Origin of the sequence: Streptomyces sp. NPDC059994 (genome assembly GCF_042737755.1) — a bacterium.
Classification (GTDB): domain Bacteria; phylum Actinomycetota; class Actinomycetes; order Streptomycetales; family Streptomycetaceae; genus Streptomyces.
In genome coordinates, this window is record NZ_JBHWUR010000144.1 from 1 (window position 1) to 16,843 (window position 16,843).

Consider the following 16,843-nt stretch of genomic DNA (forward strand, 5'->3'; position numbering starts at 1 on the left):
GGTCGGCACGCGGCAACGAAAAGGCGTCCCGGCCGAGGCCGACCGGATCCGCCGGACAGGCCCCAGCCCTGCCACAACGCCCCGAGGGCGCCCACCGCGTGTGCGGTGGACGCCCTCGGGGACGGTTCCTGCGAGCCGGGTCCGGCTCAGACCTGGCCGGCCTTCTCCAGGCCGGTGCAGCAGGTCTCGACGATCAGCCGGGTCACGACGTACGGGTCGACGTTCGCGTTCGGGCGGCGGTCCTCGATGTAGCCCTTCTTGTCCACCTCGACCTGCCACGGGATGCGGACCGAGGCGCCGCGGTCGGAGACGCCGTACGAGTACTCGTTCCACGGGGCGGTCTCGTGCAGGCCGGTGAGGCGGTCGTCGATGCCCGCGCCGTAGTGCTTGACGTGGTCCATCGGCTTGGAGCCCTCGCCGAGCGACTCGCACGCGGTGATGATCGCGTCGTAGCCCTCGCGCATCGCCTTGGTGGAGAAGTTGGTGTGCGCGCCCGCGCCGTTCCAGTCGCCCTTCACCGGCTTCGGGTCGAGCGTCGCCGAGACGTTGAAGTCCTCGGCCGTGCGGTAGAGCAGCCAGCGCGCGATCCACAGCTGGTCGGAGACCTCCAGGGGGCCGACCGGGCCGACCTGGAACTCCCACTGGCCGGGCATGACCTCGGCGTTGATGCCGGAGATGCTCAGACCCGCGGCGAGGCAGTGGTCGAGGTGCTTCTCGACGATCTCGCGGCCGAAGATCTCGTCGGCGCCGACACCGCAGTAGTAGCCGCCCTGCGCGGCCGGGAAGCCGCCGACCGGGAAGCCCAGCGGACGGGCGCCGTCGAAGAACGTGTACTCCTGCTCGATGCCGAAGATCGGCTCCTGCGCGGCGAACCGCTCGGCGAGAGGGCGCAGCAGCGCGCGCGTGTTGGACTCGTGCGGGGTGCCGTCGATGTCGAGGACCTCGCACAGGACGAGGACGTTGTCACCGCCGCGGATCGGGTCCGGACAGGAGAAGACCGGCTTCAGCACCCGGTCGGAGGCGTGGCCCTCGGCCTGGTTGGTGGAGGAGCCGTCGAAGCCCCACACCGGCAGCTCGGCGCCGTCGGGCACACCCGCGATGATCTTGGTCTTCGAGCGGAGCTTGGCCGTCGGCTCGGTGCCGTCGATCCAGATGTACTCAGCCTTGAACGTCACGGAAGCCATCCTTTGCGGGAGCTGCTGGTGGTGCGGAAGCCGGTGGGGCGCCGTGCGGGGCGCCGCGGCTGTTGCGGGCAGCCTCACATCCCGGGATTTCCCGTCCGTTGCCCGTTTGTGAACCCGGTGTTACTCAGGTTTCGTTCATCACGCCGCTTTTGTTCGCCGTACTGAGCACACTTGTCCGTATGGCCAACGCATCCGGCACCACAGCCCGCCCCGCACCCCTTCGGATCGGACTCCTCGGCACCGGCCCGTGGGCCGTCGCCGCCCACGCGCCCGCGCTCGCCGCACACCCGGACGTCGAGTTCGCCGGCGTGTGGGGGCGCCGCCCCGAGGCGGCGGCCGCGCTCGCCGCCGAGCACTCCGTCCCCGTGTACGGGGACGTGGACGAGCTCTTCGCGGCCTGCGACGCGGTCGCCTTCGCGCTGCCCCCGGACGTCCAGGCGCCGCTCGCGGTACGGGCGGCGGCGGCCGGGTGCCATCTGCTGCTCGACAAGCCGGTCGCCACGGACACCGGCCACGCGCGCGAGGTCGCGGACGCGGCGGAGCGGGCAGGAGTCGCCTCCGTGGTCTTCCTCACCCTGCGGTTCGACCCGGGTACGGCCGGATGGATCGAGAGCCGGGCCGCGCTCGACGGCTGGTTCACCGGCCGCGCGCACTGGCTCGGCGCGCTGTTCACCCCCGGCGCCGCCCCCAGCCCGTACGCCGCCTCGCCCTGGCGCCGCGAGAAGGGCGCGCTCTGGGACGTCGGCCCGCACGCCCTGTCGGTCCTGGTGCCGGTGCTCGGCGAGGTGACGGCGGTGACGGCCGCGCCCGGCCCCGGCGACACGGTCCATCTGATCCTGCGCCACGCCTCGGGCGCCTCCGCCACGGTGACGCTCGGCTTCACCGCGCCCGAGGCGGTGGCGGGCGTGGGCGTGGAGTTCCTGGGCGAGCCGGGCGTGCTGGCGATGCCGCAGCCGGACGGCGTGGACGGGGCGTTCGCGGCTGCCCTGGACGCGCTGCTGCACGCGGTACGCGGCGGGGTGCCGCATCCGTGCGACGCGGGGTTCGGGGCGCGGGTGACGGAGGTGCTGGCGGAGGCGGAGCGGCAGCTGGGGAAGGGGGACCGGTAGCCGGTGGCCGGCCGGGTCATTTGATGACGGCGTTGGCCCCCGCTATGAGCAGCCCGATCGCCGCGTCCGCGCCCCCGATGAACGCGGCGGACCGGCGCCGGTAGCCCTCCCGCAGCGCGGCGAACGTGCCCCAGCCGAACAGCAGCCCCGTGTTGAGCGCCAGCCCGGCGCTGGTGACGTCGCTCTCCGCCCAGCCCGCGAGCCCGGAGGTGACGAGCAGCAGCACGGTGGGCACACAGGCGACGACCACCGGCCACTCGTCGGCGAGGGTGACGGCGAGCCGCCGCCAGCGCTGGGTGCCGCCGTTCTGCCGGTGGGACGACATGTGGTGCGCGTAGGCATGGGCGAGCGCGGCGGTGCCGGCGGTCACCAGGATCCAGGCGGCGTTGTAGTACGGGGTGTACGGCGTGCCCTCGCTGTGCAGCGCCGCGAGCAGCGCGCTGCTCAGCACCGTCCCGTACACGCCGCCGAACAACCAGTTCTGCTGCATGGGGGCTCCAGCGGGGTGTGTGAGGGGACCTCCAAGGTAGGCGGGGTTTTCCGGGGGGATCCTCCCCATTGAGTACCAATTTTTTCGTCCGAAAGTATGACAACGGAACGGGGCGGAACGGGCTCGGACGGGTGCGGGGCCAGGGGCTCGCGGTCCGGAAATTGACCCACCTTTCTGCCCCGGAAATGCACCTGTGGGCCGGTCGCCCGACCCCGTAGATTAATGATCATGACGACGACGCAGATCGCCCCGAAGACGACCGACATCAACGAGACCATCGCGCTGGCCGCCGCCCAGAACCCCGTACGGATCGACTTCGCCAAGGCCAACCCGAAGGCGTTCAAGGCGATCATCGCCCTGAACATCGCGGCCACCGAGCACCTCGACCCCGCCCTGGTGGAGCTGGTGCAGATACGGGCCTCGCAGATCAACAACTGCGCGTACTGCCTCCACATGCACGTCAGCGACGCGCACAAGGCGGGCGAGAACCCGGAGCGCCTGCACATGGTGGGCGTGTGGCGCGAGGCGGCGCACTTCTTCACCTCGCAGGAGCGCGCGGCGCTCGCCCTCACCGAGGCGGTGACGCTGATCGCGGACGGCGAGGTGAGCGACGAGGTGTTCGAGGAGGCCGCCGAGGAGTTCAGCGAGCAGGAGCTCGGCGGGCTGCTCGCGCTGATCTTCACGATCAACACGTGGAACCGCCTGAACGTCACCGCGCGGAAGGTGGCGGGGACGGACGAGCGGGTCCGGTAAGGGGGCGGGGCCCCCGGGCCTCACCGGGAGAGCGCGTCCCGTACCGCCTCCTCGGTGCGGCCCACCACGGCCGTACCGTCCTGCGCCGTGATGATCGGCCGCTGGATCAGCTTGGGGTGCGCGGCGAGCGCCGCGATCCAGCGGTCGCGCGAGGCGGACTCGCGCGGCCACTCCTTGAGCCCGAGCTCCTTCGCGTCGGCCTCCTGGGTGCGCGTGATGTCCCACGGTTCGAGGCCGAGCCGGTCGAGCACGGCCCGGATCTCGTCCTCGGACGGCACGTCTTCGAGGTAGCGGCGGACGGTATACGAGGCACCCTCGGCATCGAGCAGTTCGACGGCGCTGCGGCACTTGGAACAGGCGGGGTTGATCCAGATCTCCATGGGGGACAAGGTACCGCCGATACGGCTGTGACCTGCTCAAAGACCCTTCGGTCAGCTGCGGTTGGCAGCGGCGATTGTCAGTGGTGGGCAGTAAAATTGAGGCAGTTCGTGAGGGTTCCCGACTGCCCAGGAGGATGCCCATGGCCGCTGCCGTACTGACTTCGCGTGCCCCGCAACAGCTGTCCCTGACGTCCCTGAAAAGGGTGCCGCTGCCCGCCGGGCGCCCGCGTGTGTGGTACGAGACGCACAACAGGCGCCTCAAGGCGATGCGCCTGGCCATCGCGCTGCTCGACACGGGTGTGTACCAGCCGGAGCACGCGCCCGACCGCAAGATACGGAGCACGGCGGAGCTGATCGGAGTGCACCCGCCGTCCGACACGACGTGCAGGATGGTCCGGGCGCTGCTCCGCTCCGGCCGCTGACGCGCGGGTGCCGCGCCCCGGGAGCCGGGGCGCGGCACTTCACCCGGCCTGCTTCAGCAGGTGGCGGGGGCGCCGTTGGCGGGCTTGCCAAGAAGAGCCGGGGAAGGTCGAGTTCACGCCCACGCCGCACCCGGTACCGACACGCACTGAGGCCCTGCCGCTCCCCCGGAAGGGAGTGGCAGGGCCTCAGTGCGTGCTCAGCCGTGTTCAGGCGTCTGACATCCGGTCGGGCTTAGATGTCGAAGTACAGCTCGAACTCGTGCGGGTGCGGGCGCAGCTGGATCGGGGCGATCTCCGCCGTGCGCTTGTAGTCGATCCACGTCTCGATCAGGTCGGACGTGAAGACGCCGCCCGCCTGGAGGTACTCGTTGTCGGCCTCCAGGGCCTCCAGCACCGCCGGGAGGGAGGTCGGGACCTGGGGGACGCCCGCGTGCTCCTCGGGGGCGAGCTCGTACAGGTCCTTGTCGATCGGCTCGGCCGGCTCGATCTTGTTCTTGATGCCGTCGAGGCCCGCGAGGAGGAGGGCCGAGAACGCCAGGTACGGGTTCGAGGACGGGTCCGGGGCGCGGAACTCGACGCGCTTCGCCTTCGGGTTCGAGCCCGTGATCGGGATGCGCATCGCGGCGGAGCGGTTGCGCTGCGAGTACACCAGGTTGACCGGGGCCTCGAAGCCGGGGACCAGGCGGTGGTAGGAGTTCACCGTCGGGTTGGTGAAGGCGAGCAGCGACGGGGCGTGCTTGAGGATGCCGCCGATGTAGTAGCGGGCGGTGTCCGACAGGCCCGCGTAGCCCTGCTCGTCGTAGAAGAGCGGCTCGCCGGCGGTCCACAGCGACTGGTGCACGTGCATGCCCGAGCCGTTGTCGCCGAAGATCGGCTTCGGCATGAAGGTCGCGGTCTTGCCGTTGCGCCACGCGACGTTCTTCACGATGTACTTGAAGAGCATCAGGTCGTCGGCCGCGGCCAGCAGCGTGTTGAACTTGTAGTTGATCTCCGCCTGGCCGGCCGTGCCCACCTCGTGGTGCTGGCGCTCGACCTGGAGGCCGGACTTCTCCAGCTCCAGGGAGATCTCGGCACGCAGGTCGGCGAAGTGGTCGACCGGCGGGGCCGGGAAGTAGCCGCCCTTGTAGCGGACCTTGTAGCCGCGGTTGTCCTCGACCGCACCGGTGTTCCAGGCGCCCGCCTCGGAGTCGATGTGGTAGAAGCCCTCGTTCGCGGCGGTGCTGAAGCGCACGCTGTCGAAGACGTAGAACTCGGCCTCGGGGCCGAAGTACGCGGTGTCCGCGATGCCGGTCGACGCGAGGTAGGCCTCGGCCTTCTTGGCGATGTTGCGCGGGTCGCGGCTGTACTGCTCACCCGTGATCGGGTCGTGGATGAAGAAGTTGATGTTCAGCGTCTTGTCGCGGCGGAAGGGGTCCAGGCGCGCGGTCGACAGGTCGGCGCGCAGCGCCATGTCGGACTCGTGAATGGCCTGGAAGCCACGGATCGACGAGCCGTCGAAGGCGAGCTCCTCGGACGGGTCGAACGCCGTCGCCGGGATCGTGAAGTGCTGCATCACGCCGGGAAGGTCGCAGAACCGGACGTCGACCATCTTGACGTCGTTGTCCGCGATGTACTTCTTGGCGTCGTCGGCGTTCTGGAACATCCAACTCCTCCTACTCCCGTCCGGGGGAGACGGGGTTGTAGCTCGTGGTGCGGCCAGTGCGGTGGCACACGCTGGACCTGACCATAGGCAGGCGGGATTTCTCAAGCGTGACCCGTTTGTTTCGCCCAAGTTAACCGGGGTCGGGGTAGGCGGCACATCAAGACCCGTGTAAATGGGATAAATGCGGCTCTCCCGGCCATCCCGGGGGCGGGGCCCCGAACACCGGCCGGTACCGTGGAAGCGTGGACAACAGGCAAGCAATCGGATCGTGGCTCTCCGGGCCCCGCGCGGCGGCCGAGGAGATGGGCGTCGACTTCGGTTACCGGGGCGAGCAGCTCGGTCTGCCGGAGGAGGGGCCGGGCGCCATCGCCCCCCTGGGCCGGCGCTTCGGCGCCATCTTCATCGACTGGTCGGTGAGCGCCCTGATCGCATACGGGCTCCTCGCGCACCGCACCCTCCACCTCACCAACAACTGGGCGCTCGTCGTCTTCCTGGTGATGAGCATCCTGACCGTCGGCACGGTCGGGTTCACGCCCGGCAAGCGCCTTCTGGGCCTGCGTCTGATCGCCGAGGGCGGCGGCCGCCTCGGCTTCCTCCGGTCCCTGCTGCGCAGCGTGCTGCTGTGCCTCGCCGTCCCGGCCCTGGTCTGGGACCGCGACGGCCGCGGCCTCCACGACCGCCTGGCGCGCGCGATCCAGGTCCGGATCTAGCAGCCGTACCCCCCATCGGGCGGGGACCCGTACCCCCTGAGGGGCGCGGGGCTGTCACATCGTGCGGCTCCGCCGCGTGGGCGCGACCGGCCACGCACGACCCGCAGCCGAACGCGCCCTTAAGGGGCGCGGGGCTGTCACATCGTGCGGCTCCGCCGCGTGGGCGCGACCGGCCACGCACGACCCGCAGCCGAAGACGCACGGGAAACAGAGCAAGGGGGCCCGGCAGAACCTTTCGGTTCCGCCGGGCCCCCTTCCCGTACATGCACGTGAGTGCTTAGCGCGCCTTCCCGCCGCGCGGCATCCGCATCCCCTTGGGCATCGGCCCCTTGGGAAGCGGCATGTTGCTCATCAGGTCGCCCATCGCGCGCAGCCGGTCGTTGGCCGCGGTGACCTGCGGCCCCGCCAGGACGCGCGGGAGCTTCAGCAGCGTGGTGCGGAGCTTCTTCAAGGGCACCTGGCCCTCTCCGTCGCCGACCATCACGTCGTGGACCGGTACGTCCACCACGATCCGCGCCATCTTCTTCTTCTCGGCCGCCAGCAGCGACTTCACCCGGTTCGGGTTGCCCTCGGCCACCAGCACGATGCCGGCCTTGCCGACCGCCCGGTGCACGACGTCCTGGCTGCGGTTCATCGCCACCGCCGGGGTCGTCGTCCAGCCGCGGCCGACGTTCTGGAGCACTGCGGCCGCGGCCCCCGGCTGTCCTTCCATCTGCCCGAAGGCAGCGCGCTCGGCACGGCGTCCGAAGACGATCGCCATAGCGAGGAAGGCCAGCAGGACGCCGAGAATGCCCAGGTAGATGGGGTGACCGATCAAGAACCCGAGCGCGAGGAAGACACCGAAGGTGACGATTCCCACTGCCGCGACGACGAGACCGACAATCGGGTCGGCCTTGCGGGTCATCTTGTAGGTCAGGGCGATCTGCTTCAGTCGCCCGGGGTTCGCAGTAGCGTCTGCGTTTTCCTTCGTCGCCATGCCCTGAAGTTTACGTGGCCTAGGAGCGACGGCTAGCCACGGCCTCCAGTACGTGCTGCGCCTCGGTCCGGTCCTTGGCCCGGCGGCGGTCCTCCAGGACCGCGGTCCAGGCGTTCCGGCGGGCCGTGCGCTGGCCGGCGGCCATCAGGAAGGTCTCCATGGCGCGCAGTGCGTCGGTGACGGACGGGAGCGCGGTGGCGCGTACGGTCGTCGCGGACTGCATCGTGAGGTCCTCCCCAGGACGGGAACCGGTACGGACGGAACGGGGCGTGCGCGCGGGCTCACGCCCGGGGGCGTGCGCGGTGCGTGAAGCCAGCGTCACTGACTGGTGTTACCAGGGCGTGTCCGAACGGTCAAACGCCAATGAAACCTTGACGCGCCCCGGTAGAACGCTGACGCGGCCCGTACACACCCCCTACCTGCGAGGGATGTACGAGCCGCGTCGAATCGGCCATTACCGGCCGGTAGCATCTTGTGCGCGAATTCACACGTGGTGTGCGCGCGCGAGTCGGTCGCGGACGGTCACACGCCGACCGCGGTCTCCTCCGTCGAAGCCGTCGTAGCCGTCGACACCGTCGAAGCCGTCGCGCCCCGGCGCTCCATCGCCTGCTGGAAGAGCCGGCCCGCGCGGTACGAGGAGCGGACCAGCGGGCCCGACATCACACCGGAGAAGCCGATCTCGTCGGCCTCCTCCTTGAGCTCCACGAACTCCTGCGGCTTCACCCAGCGCTCCACGGGGTGGTGGCGCAGCGACGGCCGCAGGTACTGCGTGATGGTGATCAGCTCGCAGCCCGCGTCGTGCAGGTGCTGGAGCGCCTCGCTGACCTCTTCGCGGGTCTCGCCCATGCCGAGGATCAGGTTCGACTTGGTCACCAGGCCGAAGTCGCGGGCCTGGGTGATGACGTCGAGGGAGCGCTCGTAGCGGAAGCCGGGGCGGATCCGCTTGAAGATCCGGGGCACGGTCTCGACGTTGTGCGCGAAGACCTCGGGGCGGGACGAGAAGACCTCGGCCAGCTGCTCCGGCACCGCGTTGAAGTCGGGGGCGAGCAGCTCGACCTTGGTGCGGCCGTCGGCGCGGTCCGCCGTCTGTGCGTGGATCTGGCGCACGGTCTCCGCGTACAGCCAGGCGCCGCCGTCCGCCAGGTCATCGCGGGCGACACCGGTGATCGTGGCGTAGTTCAGGTCCATGGTGACCACGGACTCGCCCACGCGGCGGGGCTCGTCGCGGTCGAGCGCCTCGGGCTTGCCCGTGTCGATCTGGCAGAAGTCGCAGCGCCGGGTGCACTGGTCGCCGCCGATGAGGAAGGTCGCCTCGCGGTCCTCCCAGCACTCGAAGATGTTGGGACAGCCCGCCTCCTGGCAGACCGTGTGCAGCCCCTCGCTCTTCACCAGGCTCTGCATCTTGGTGTACTCGGGGCCCATCTTCGCCCGGGTCTTGATCCACTCGGGCTTGCGCTCGATGGGGGTCTGGCTGTTCCGGACCTCCAGGCGCAGCATCTTGCGTCCGTCGGGTGCGACTGCGGACACGATGTGCTCCCTATGACTTCGATTCTTCGGCGGACACCAGGGTACGCCCGTTATTTGCGCGGCATTACGTCTGGCCAACCCATGGCCAAGGGGGCGCATTCCCGTTCGGGGTGCGCCCGGCCGTTACTGGGCGGTAGCGCGCTCGATCTCCCTGGGCGCCAGTTCCGCGTGTTCCAGGATGTCCTTGAGGTGCTTCTCGACGACCGGCAGGACGTCGGCGATCGTGATCTCGCGGCCCAGTTCGTACGAGAGCGAGGTCACGCCCGCGTCGCGGATGCCGCACGGCACGATCCTGTCGAACCAGGTGTTGTCCGGGTTCACGTTCAGCGCGAAGCCGTGCATGGTCACGCCCTTGGCGACCCGGATGCCGATCGCGGCGAGCTTGCGGTCCTCGCGGCGCTGGCCCGCGTTGGACGGCGCGTACTCCGGGCCGTTCAGACGCGGGTCGAACTCGTCGTCGGTGAGCCGGGGGTCGAAGTCGAGGGAGAGCCCGGCGGGCTTGGGGCGCTGCTCCACCGGGTCGCCGAGCACCCACACCCCGCTGCGGCCCTCGACCCGGGTGGTCTCCAGACCGAAGTCGGCGGCCGTGCGGATCAGGGCCTCCTCCAGGCGGCGCACATGCGCGACCACGTCCACCGGGCGCGGCAGTTTCTGGATCGGGTAGCCGACCAGCTGGCCCGGGCCGTGCCAGGTGATCTTGCCGCCCCGGTCCACGTCCACGACCGGAGTGCCGTCCAGGGGGCGCTCGCTGGGGTCCGTGCGCCGACCCGCGGTGTAGACCGGCGGGTGCTCCAGGAGTAGGCAGGTGTCCGGGATCTCGTCGGCGAACCGGGCCGCGTGCACCCGCCGCTGCTCGTCCCAGGCCTCCTGGTACTCGACCGCGTCGTCGCCGAAACCCAGTCGGTCAAATCGCAGCTCGTTCACGCCCGGCTCCTCACCCAGTGCATACATGCGCCTCAGCCACTGTACGACCGCGTTCGACGGCAGCGTGCGGCGGGCAGAAACGGCACCTCCTCACACGATCGGATGAATGCGGGGCGCAGGCGGCGGTCAGGGCGGTATTGACCGCTAAATTCCCCCCGTTCCATGAGGGCTGCCCGCTTGGCCCGGAAGGCAGGAGATCGCACAGCTGATGACGGAACGACCCGCGCAGCGCACGCCCAACCGCCAGCTCGCCGCGCTCATCGCGGAGGCCGGGTTCTCCAACGCGGGCCTCGCGCGCCGTGTGGACCAGCTCGGCCTGGAGCACGGACTGGATCTGCGGTACGACAAGACGTCGGTGACCAGGTGGCTGCGCGGGCAGCAGCCGCGCGGCACCACGCCCGCGCTGATCGCCGAGGTGTTCACCCGGCGCCTGGGGCGCAGACTCTCGGCACAGGACCTGGGGCTCGACGCGTGCGCGCCGGTGTACGCCGGTCTGGAGTTCGCGGCGACCCCGGAGGAGGCCGTCGACATCGTCAGCGGTCTGTGGCGAAAGGACTCAGGCAGCCACATCGAACTCCGCAAGATCGCGTTCACCCCGGCCGGGCTCGTGGTGCCCAGCAGGGACTGGCTGATCGGGCGGGCCGACGAACGCGTCGGCCACGGCGACCCGTCCCCGCGCTTCGCGGGCGAGACGGCCGCCGCCGGGCCGCGCGTCCCGAGCCAGGGCCGCCCGGGCGTGCCCCGGCAGCGCACCTCGGACCGGGGCCCGGGGCAGCGGGTGACCAGCGGGGACATCGCGGCCCTGCGCTCGGTCGGGGAGCTCTTCCGCACCCTGGACCACGCCTACGGCGGCGGCCACGCGCGCCAGGCCCTGGTGCGCTATCTGGAGCACGAGGCCGAGCCGATGCTGCGCGGCAGCTACGGCGAGAACATCGGCCGCAGGCTCTTCGCGGCGGCCGCCGACCTCACCCGCCTCGCGGGCTGGACGTCGTACGACATCGCGGCGCACGGCCTGGCGCAGCGGTACTTCGTCCAGGCGCTGCGGCTCGCGCAGGCGGCGGGCGACCGGGCATACGGGTCGTATGTGCTGGTCACGATGAGCCGCCAGGCCGTCTACCTCGGCCACGGCCGGGAGGCGGTGCAGCTGGCGCGGGTCGCCCAGCAGGGCGTCGGCTCCTCGGCGCCGCCGGTGGTGCAGGCGCTCCTGCACTCCGTGGAGGCGCGCGGGCACGGGGTGCTCGGCGAGATCCGGGCGTGCACGGCCTCGCTGGTGCGGGCGGAACGGGCGATGGAGGCGGCCAGGCCGGGCGACGACGTGCCGCACTGGGCGCGGTTCTTCGACGACGCGCAGCTCGCGGACGAGTTCGGCCACTGCCACCGCGACCTCCAGCAGTACCGGGCGGCCGCGCAGCACGCCGAGCGCTCCCTCCAGCTGCGCGCCCCGGCGTACGCCCGCTCACGGCTCTTCTGCCGGGTGGTCCTGGCCTGCGCCAGGCTCGGCCTCGGCGAGCTCGACCAGGCCTGCGCGCTGGCCGCGGAGGCGGCGCAGCAGGCGAGCGAGATGAGGTCGGTCCGGGCGACCGAGTATGTGCGGGACTTCGAGCGGCGGCTTGAGCCGTACCGGGACGCGGCGGCGGTACGGACGTATCGCGACCGGGTCGCGGCGCTGGGGTAGTTGGTGGGGCGCCCACAGGGCGGGTGTGGGTTGCTGTCGCCTCGCGGCCGCCCACCGTGGCTGGTTGCTCGCGCAGTTCCCCGCGCCCCTGAATGCGCCCCTTCGGGGCGCCCACGGGGGGCACGGGGAACTGCGCGACCGGCCACAGACGGCCCGCAGGTGGGTGACCGGGGCGGAGCCCTACGCGGCCGCCGGGAGTACCCCGGGTGCGGTGTCGGCCGCGCGCAGGCCCAGGTCCGCCAGGATCGCGTGCGCGGCCCTGCGGCCCGAGTACAGGGCGCCCTGGACAGTGCTGGTGTCGCGGTGGTCCCCGCAGACGTACAGGCCGGCCAGGAGGCGCACCGGGCGGCGTACGTCGTGGGGTGCGGGCATCGCCGGGACCGCCTCCGGGGTGCGCCGGACGGCTAGCAGGTCCCAGCCGGCCGTCGACGTCCCGTACAGCCGGCCGAGATGGGCCAGGACCGAGGCCTCCAGGTCCGGCGGCGGGGGGCCGAGCACGGTGGAGCTGATGAGCGCCCGGCCGTGCGGCGCGCGCGCCGGGTCGACCTCGCTCATCACCACCGTGTGCGCCACCGGGCCGCTCCCGTCCGCGTCGAGCAGCAGCGCCGGTTCGGCCAGTGGGGGCGCGGGGGCGGTGTGGTGGACCACGGTCACCGGGTGGAACGGCGGCACCCGAAGGCCGGGCAGCAGCTCGGCGGCGGCGCGCGCGTCCGTGGCGAGCAGCAGCGAGCGGCAGCCGAGGACGCCGTGGCCGGCGGTGGTCACGGAGGTCGTGGCGACCGAGGTGACCTTGACGCCGGTACGGACCGTGCCGGGCGGCAGCGCGGCCGCGAGCAGCTCCGGCAGCACCGAGGCGCCCCCCGACGGCACGCACAGCCGGCCGCGCGCGAAGCCGCGCAGGGCGAGGTCGGCGCACCGGCTGGAGGTGGTGAGGTCCGGGTCGCAGAGCAGCGCGGAGAGCAGGGGGCGTACGAACCCGTCCAGGGTGCGGGCGGGCAGGCCGCGGGTCTGCAGGGCGGCCCCGATGGGCAGTTCGGGCCGGGAGAGCAGCCGCTCGACGGGGGTCGTGGCGAGCCGGGCGAGCGACGCGCCGAGCCGGGCCTGGTCGAGCGCGCCGCCGAGCGGGGTCGGGGCGCCGCGGGAGCCGCCCCGCGCGGAGCTTCTGGGCACGCCCCGGGGGCCTCCCCTGGGGGCGCTCGCCAGGGCGCGCGCTGCGGCGAGTGCGCCCCGCGCGCTCCGTGGCACGCCCGCCCGGTAATGGCGGCCCGCGCTGTGGACGAGCACCCCGGGCGCGAACGCGCTCAGGGTCAGGCCGTCCAGGCCGGGCGTGCGCATCAGCTCCGGGTACGAGGTGGAGAGCAGCTGGCCGATCCGGTCGAGGCGGAAGCCGTCGAGGTGCTCGGTGGACATGCGCCCGCCCACCTCCCCGGCGGCCTCCAGGACCATGACCGTGACCCCCGCGCCGGTCAGCTGATGAGCCGCTGACAGGCCGGCGAGCCCGGCCCCCACGATGACGACGTCCGCATGGTGTGCGGTGCTGAGCACGTGCACCCTCCCTGAGGTCGGCGCGGATTGGTGGAGGCCTCATGCCCCCAACCGGCCCACGAAATGCAGGAGTTCGGAGAGAGAGTAGAAAGCGCGGTCGAATCCGCGACTCGCGCACGCGGCCGGGCACGGAGGCACGCGCCCGCACGCCGTGCGCCGGTGCTGTTCCGGACGGGCAACAGGTACGGGACGCCGCTGCCGCCCGGCCCCTACCGTTACAGCGCCGCCTACAGCGCCGCCCGGATCGCCCCGTCGATCCCCGGGAACGCGAACCGGAAGCCCGAGTCCAGGAGGCGGCGCGGGAGGACCCGCTGGCTGCCCAGGACGTCCTCCGCGAACTCGCCCAGGACCAGACGGATCGCCGGGGCCGGGACCGGGAAGAGCGCCGGGCGGTGCAGGGCGCGGGCCATCGCCGCCGTCACCTCGCGGTTGGTGACCGGGTCCGGCGCCGTCAGGTTCACCGGACCGGACAGTTCGGGGGTGTCGAGCAGGTGCCGCAGTGCCGCGATGTGGTCGTGCCGGGAGATGAACGACCAGTACTGGCGGCCGCTGCCCAGCCGCCCGCCGAGCCCCGCCCGGAAGATCGGGAACAGCTTGCCCCAGGCGCCGCCCTCGCGGGCCACCACCAGGCCGGTGCGGGCGAACACCGTACGGATGCCCGCCTCCTGCGCCGGGGCCGCCGCCTCCTCCCACTCCACGCAGACCCCCGCCAGGAAGCCCTCGCCGGGCGGCGCCTCCTCGTCCACCGCGCGCGTGCCCGTATCGCCGTAGTAGCCGATCGCCGTGCCGCACACCAGCACCTTCGGCGGCACGTCGAGCGAGGCCAGGGCCTCGGCGAGGGCGGCCGTGCCGAGCACCCGGCTGTCGCGGATCTCCTTCTTGTACGCGGCCGTCCACCGGTGGTCCCCGACCCCGGCCCCGGCCAGATGGACCACGGCCTCGCACCCGGCGAGCCCGGCCGCGGTCGTGTCTGCGGACCGCCCCTTCGGGTCCCACTCGACCTCGTCGCCGGCCCGCGCCGGGCGCCGCACCAGACGGACGAGTTCGTGCCCGTCCGCCCGCAGTGACTGCGCGAGCGCCGTGCCGATGAGCCCCGTCGAGCCCGTGATCGCGATCCGCATGCCGCCTTCTCCCGATGGTGGAGGGTGCCCCGCTCCGGGGCGGAAACCATGCTTCCGCACCGGCGCCCCGATGGCACAGTGGCCCGTGCGCGAGCCGCGCACACGCCCCGCCCGACACCATGACGAAGCCGCCCTCGCCGAGCTCGACCGCGACGTCTGGCCGCCGCCGCACTCCGTCCAGACCCGCCCCGCGCCACCGTTCGGGCCGTTCTTCGACCCCGCCAACCGCCCGCGTACTACCTCGTGGCCGAGCTCGACGGCCGGGTGGCCGGATATCCGCGCCTGGTCCGGGCCACCGGCTCGACTGCAACGGCCACGTACGCCGGATCCAGGCCCCAGCCGTCGCCGACCGCGCCCGGGGCCTGGGCGTCGCCCGGGCCCTGCCGCGCGCCGCCGCGGAGGAGTCGCGGAGGAGTCCCGGCGCCGGGGCGCCCGCCGGCTGACCCCGCGCGTACTGGGCCACAACACGCTCGCCCGCGAGCTGTACGAGTCGGAGGGCTTCGCCGTCGAGGGGGCCCTGCCCGGAGAGTTCCTGCTGGACGGGGAGTACGTGGACGACGTGCTGAAGGGCGCTCGCTCACCGAGTGACGTAGAACAGGAGATAGCAGCGGAAACCCGGCGGCCGAGGAGTTTCGCCATGGTGGACGAGGGCGCGTCCGGGCTGCTGCCGGTCGCCCCCCGGCCGCTGTGGCAGCGGGCGCTCCCGGTGGTGGTCCTCGCCGGGATCACGGCCGCCCAGCTCGCCACCCCCAACGGGGTCGAGCTCGGCTACTTCCTGGCCGCCGTGCCGCCGCTCGCCGCCTTCGCCTACGGCCCGCTCGGCACCGTCGTCCTGGCCACCGTCACCTTCGCCGGCGTCCTGCTGCCGCACACCCGCGACTGGTACCCGCACCCCGGCGACATCCTCACCCTCGCGGTCGTCGTGGTCTTCAGCATCGTGGTGGCCCGGGTGCGCCAGCGCCGCGAGCACCAGCTGGTGACCGTCCGTACCGTCGCCGAGGCCGCCCAGCTCGCGGTGCTGCCGCCGCTGCCGGACGAGGTGGGGCAGGTGCGCTGCGCCGGGCTCTACCAGGCCGCGCAGCGCGGCACCCTGGTCGGCGGGGACTTCTACGACGTGCGCGCGGGCCCGCACGGCGTACGGGCGGTGATCGCGGACGTCCAGGGCCACGGCCTGGCGGCGGTCGGCACGGTGGCCGCGCTGCTCGGCGCCTTCCGCGAGGCGGTCCTCGACGAGCCCACGCTGCCGGGCGTGGCCGCCCGCCTCGACCGCCGCCTGGTGGTCGACGCGGAACCGGACGGGCCCGGCGAGCTGTTCGCGACCGCGCTGCTCCTGGAGTTCCCGCTCCACGAGCCCGTCGTACGGGTGGTGAGCTGCGGCCACCCCCGGCCGTTCCTGCTGCGCGGCCGCACCGCCGCCGAACTGGCCGCCGAGCCCGCGGCGCCACTCGGCCTCGGCCTCGCGGGCCTCGCGCCGCCCCGCGAGCTACGGGTGGAGCTCGCCGAGGGGGACAGGATCCTCGCGTACACGGACGGGGTGACCGAGGCGCGCGACGCGGCCGGGGCCTTCTATCCGCTGGGGGAGCGGCTGGCGGCGCTGGCCCCGGGCGACGGCCTCGCCGCGCTGACCGAGGCGGTACGCGACGACCTGGTCCGCTACGCGGGCCGGGCCAAGGACGACGTGGCCCTGCTCGCCCTGGCCTCGGCGAACGGCCACCGGCTTCCTTAGACCGAAGTGCCGAATCGTTCCCACAGACGGGGGAACCGCTCCGCCAGGGCGCGGTCGTCCTCGAAGTCGATCGGTGTGCCCAGCGGTTCGGAGGGCTGGGGCGAGATCCCCAGATCGGGCGCTACGGCCCCGGTGAGCTGCTCGTACGCCTCGTCCGCCGCGTAGCCGAGGTCCTCGCCGTCGCCGTCGATCTCCTCGTCGAACTCCTCCAGGAGCTCGGCGAGGTGGTCCGGGTCGTGCAGGGCGCCCTCGAACACCTCACGGCCCTGGCCGATGAGCCAGCAGCGGAAGTAGTCGAACGCGTCGTCGCTGGCGCCGCCGAGCAGCACGGCCGCCGCGCCCCACAGATCCCAGGCGTAGGCGCGGTTGTAGCGGGCCTCGAAGTGCCTGGCGAAGTCCAGGACGGCTTCCGGGTCGAGCTGCAGCAAGCGCTCCACCAGCAGCTCCGCATGGTCCTCGGGGTCGCCCTCGGCGTCCTCGCGGGTGCTGTCGATCAGCTCCCAGAATTCCGTCTCGTCCATCACGGGATCCAGCATCGTGGCTGGCGGGTGGCCGCGCACGCGGAGCCGCGCAAATCAGCCCTTCGGGCGGCCGGATCGAATCACTCGCCCCAGCCGCCGAAGGAAGCGCGGGTACGCCCGAGGGGCACGGCAGTAGCC

The 16,843-nt window shown here is 72.3% G+C and carries 17 protein-coding genes; 6 read left to right on the forward strand and 11 right to left on the reverse strand.

Translation table 11 applies throughout. The features are described 5' to 3' along the window. Positions 1–146 precede the first annotated feature (146 nt). Positions 147–1,175 (reverse strand): glutamine synthetase, encoded by a 1,029-nt coding sequence (glnII, locus tag ACFWA7_RS36750; RefSeq protein ID WP_385547191.1) that lies wholly within the window; start codon positions 1,173–1,175, stop codon positions 147–149. Between the two features lie 188 nt (positions 1,176–1,363). Here glnII and ACFWA7_RS36755 point away from each other — a divergent pair, with 188 nt between their 5' ends. Continuing rightward, positions 1,364–2,293: a Gfo/Idh/MocA family protein gene (locus tag ACFWA7_RS36755; protein ID WP_385827437.1), complete on the forward strand. Its 930-nt coding sequence runs from the start codon at positions 1,364–1,366 to the stop codon at positions 2,291–2,293. 16 nt (positions 2,294–2,309) lie between these two features. On the opposite strand, the gene ACFWA7_RS36760 is transcribed toward ACFWA7_RS36755, so the two are convergent. Beyond that, positions 2,310–2,783: a hypothetical protein gene (locus ACFWA7_RS36760; protein WP_385827440.1), complete on the reverse strand. Its 474-nt coding sequence runs from the start codon at positions 2,781–2,783 to the stop codon at positions 2,310–2,312. A 228-nt stretch (positions 2,784–3,011) separates the two neighbouring features. On the opposite strand from ACFWA7_RS36760, the gene ACFWA7_RS36765 reads away from it, so the two are divergent. Next, a complete protein-coding gene (locus ACFWA7_RS36765; RefSeq protein WP_385547199.1) occupies positions 3,012–3,536 on the forward strand; it encodes a carboxymuconolactone decarboxylase family protein in 525 nt (174 codons plus the stop codon). Positions 3,537–3,556: 20 nt separating this feature from the next. Here ACFWA7_RS36765 and ACFWA7_RS36770 read toward each other — a convergent pair whose 3' ends face one another. Next, positions 3,557–3,916: an arsenate reductase family protein gene (locus tag ACFWA7_RS36770; RefSeq protein ID WP_385547201.1), complete on the reverse strand. Its 360-nt coding sequence runs from the start codon at positions 3,914–3,916 to the stop codon at positions 3,557–3,559. Positions 3,917–4,056: 140 nt separating this feature from the next. Here ACFWA7_RS36770 and ACFWA7_RS36775 point away from each other — a divergent pair, with 140 nt between their 5' ends. Further along, the gene (locus tag ACFWA7_RS36775) at positions 4,057–4,338 is read left to right on the forward strand and encodes a hypothetical protein (RefSeq protein WP_385547204.1); all 282 of its coding nucleotides are present in this window, start codon (positions 4,057–4,059) and stop codon (positions 4,336–4,338) included. Positions 4,339–4,570: 232 nt separating this feature from the next. On the opposite strand, the gene glnA is transcribed toward ACFWA7_RS36775, so the two are convergent. Continuing rightward, positions 4,571–5,980: a type I glutamate--ammonia ligase gene (gene glnA, locus ACFWA7_RS36780; RefSeq protein ID WP_371652340.1), complete on the reverse strand. Its 1,410-nt coding sequence runs from the start codon at positions 5,978–5,980 to the stop codon at positions 4,571–4,573. A gap of 242 nt (positions 5,981–6,222) precedes the next feature. Between glnA and ACFWA7_RS36785 the strand changes: the two genes are divergently transcribed. Then, on the forward strand, positions 6,223–6,690 hold the full coding sequence (locus ACFWA7_RS36785) for an RDD family protein (RefSeq protein ID WP_385547227.1): 468 nt from the start codon (positions 6,223–6,225) through the stop codon (positions 6,688–6,690). 277 nt (positions 6,691–6,967) lie between these two features. Here ACFWA7_RS36785 and ACFWA7_RS36790 read toward each other — a convergent pair whose 3' ends face one another. From ACFWA7_RS36790 to lipB, 4 genes are all read right to left on the reverse strand, one after another. After that, positions 6,968–7,666: a DUF4191 domain-containing protein gene (locus tag ACFWA7_RS36790; protein WP_385547230.1), complete on the reverse strand. Its 699-nt coding sequence runs from the start codon at positions 7,664–7,666 to the stop codon at positions 6,968–6,970. Positions 7,667–7,685: 19 nt separating this feature from the next. Beyond that, positions 7,686–7,889 (reverse strand): hypothetical protein, encoded by a 204-nt coding sequence (locus tag ACFWA7_RS36795; protein ID WP_385547233.1) that lies wholly within the window; start codon positions 7,887–7,889, stop codon positions 7,686–7,688. Positions 7,890–8,188: 299 nt separating this feature from the next. Beyond that, positions 8,189–9,193 (reverse strand): lipoyl synthase, encoded by a 1,005-nt coding sequence (lipA, locus tag ACFWA7_RS36800; RefSeq protein ID WP_385827442.1) that lies wholly within the window; start codon positions 9,191–9,193, stop codon positions 8,189–8,191. Between the two features lie 123 nt (positions 9,194–9,316). Beyond that, complete coding sequence (gene lipB / locus ACFWA7_RS36805) at positions 9,317–10,117, reverse strand: lipoyl(octanoyl) transferase LipB (protein WP_385547239.1); 801 nt, start codon at positions 10,115–10,117, stop codon at positions 9,317–9,319. Between the two features lie 208 nt (positions 10,118–10,325). On the opposite strand from lipB, the gene ACFWA7_RS36810 reads away from it, so the two are divergent. Beyond that, positions 10,326–11,792 (forward strand): regulator, encoded by a 1,467-nt coding sequence (locus ACFWA7_RS36810; protein ID WP_385827444.1) that lies wholly within the window; start codon positions 10,326–10,328, stop codon positions 11,790–11,792. A 180-nt stretch (positions 11,793–11,972) separates the two neighbouring features. Here ACFWA7_RS36810 and ACFWA7_RS36815 read toward each other — a convergent pair whose 3' ends face one another. After that, complete coding sequence (locus ACFWA7_RS36815) at positions 11,973–13,337, reverse strand: NAD(P)/FAD-dependent oxidoreductase (RefSeq protein ID WP_385547245.1); 1,365 nt, start codon at positions 13,335–13,337, stop codon at positions 11,973–11,975. Between the two features lie 227 nt (positions 13,338–13,564). Next, a complete protein-coding gene (locus ACFWA7_RS36820) occupies positions 13,565–14,458 on the reverse strand; it encodes a TIGR01777 family oxidoreductase (protein WP_385827446.1) in 894 nt (297 codons plus the stop codon). Positions 14,459–15,095: 637 nt separating this feature from the next. Here ACFWA7_RS36820 and ACFWA7_RS36825 point away from each other — a divergent pair. Next, on the forward strand, positions 15,096–16,184 hold the full coding sequence (locus ACFWA7_RS36825; protein ID WP_385827448.1) for a PP2C family protein-serine/threonine phosphatase: 1,089 nt from the start codon (positions 15,096–15,098) through the stop codon (positions 16,182–16,184). On the opposite strand, the gene ACFWA7_RS36830 is transcribed toward ACFWA7_RS36825, so the two are convergent. Then, positions 16,181–16,705 carry a DUF4240 domain-containing protein gene (locus ACFWA7_RS36830; RefSeq protein ID WP_385547254.1) on the reverse strand — a complete coding sequence of 175 codons (525 nt, stop codon included), beginning with the start codon at positions 16,703–16,705 and terminating at the stop codon, positions 16,181–16,183. The genes ACFWA7_RS36825 and ACFWA7_RS36830 overlap by 4 nt on opposite strands. Between the last annotated feature and the right edge of the window lie 138 nt (positions 16,706–16,843).

Coding starts and splice junctions, on each gene's coding strand:
- ACFWA7_RS36755 (WP_385827437.1), top strand. CDS start 1,364: ATGGCCAACGCATCCGGCACCACAGCCCGCCCCGCACCCCTTCGGATC.
- ACFWA7_RS36760 (WP_385827440.1), bottom strand. CDS start 2,783: ATGCAGCAGAACTGGTTGTTCGGCGGCGTGTACGGGACGGTGCTGAGC.
- ACFWA7_RS36765 (WP_385547199.1), top strand. CDS start 3,012: ATGACGACGACGCAGATCGCCCCGAAGACGACCGACATCAACGAGACC.
- ACFWA7_RS36770 (WP_385547201.1), bottom strand. CDS start 3,916: ATGGAGATCTGGATCAACCCCGCCTGTTCCAAGTGCCGCAGCGCCGTC.
- ACFWA7_RS36775 (WP_385547204.1), top strand. CDS start 4,057: ATGGCCGCTGCCGTACTGACTTCGCGTGCCCCGCAACAGCTGTCCCTG.
- glnA (WP_371652340.1), bottom strand. CDS start 5,980: ATGTTCCAGAACGCCGACGACGCCAAGAAGTACATCGCGGACAACGAC.
- ACFWA7_RS36790 (WP_385547230.1), bottom strand. CDS start 7,666: ATGGCGACGAAGGAAAACGCAGACGCTACTGCGAACCCCGGGCGACTG.
- ACFWA7_RS36795 (WP_385547233.1), bottom strand. CDS start 7,889: ATGCAGTCCGCGACGACCGTACGCGCCACCGCGCTCCCGTCCGTCACC.
- ACFWA7_RS36810 (WP_385827444.1), top strand. CDS start 10,326: ATGACGGAACGACCCGCGCAGCGCACGCCCAACCGCCAGCTCGCCGCG.
- ACFWA7_RS36820 (WP_385827446.1), bottom strand. CDS start 14,458: ATGCGGATCGCGATCACGGGCTCGACGGGGCTCATCGGCACGGCGCTC.
- ACFWA7_RS36825 (WP_385827448.1), top strand. CDS start 15,096: ATGGTGGACGAGGGCGCGTCCGGGCTGCTGCCGGTCGCCCCCCGGCCG.
- ACFWA7_RS36830 (WP_385547254.1), bottom strand. CDS start 16,705: ATGGACGAGACGGAATTCTGGGAGCTGATCGACAGCACCCGCGAGGAC.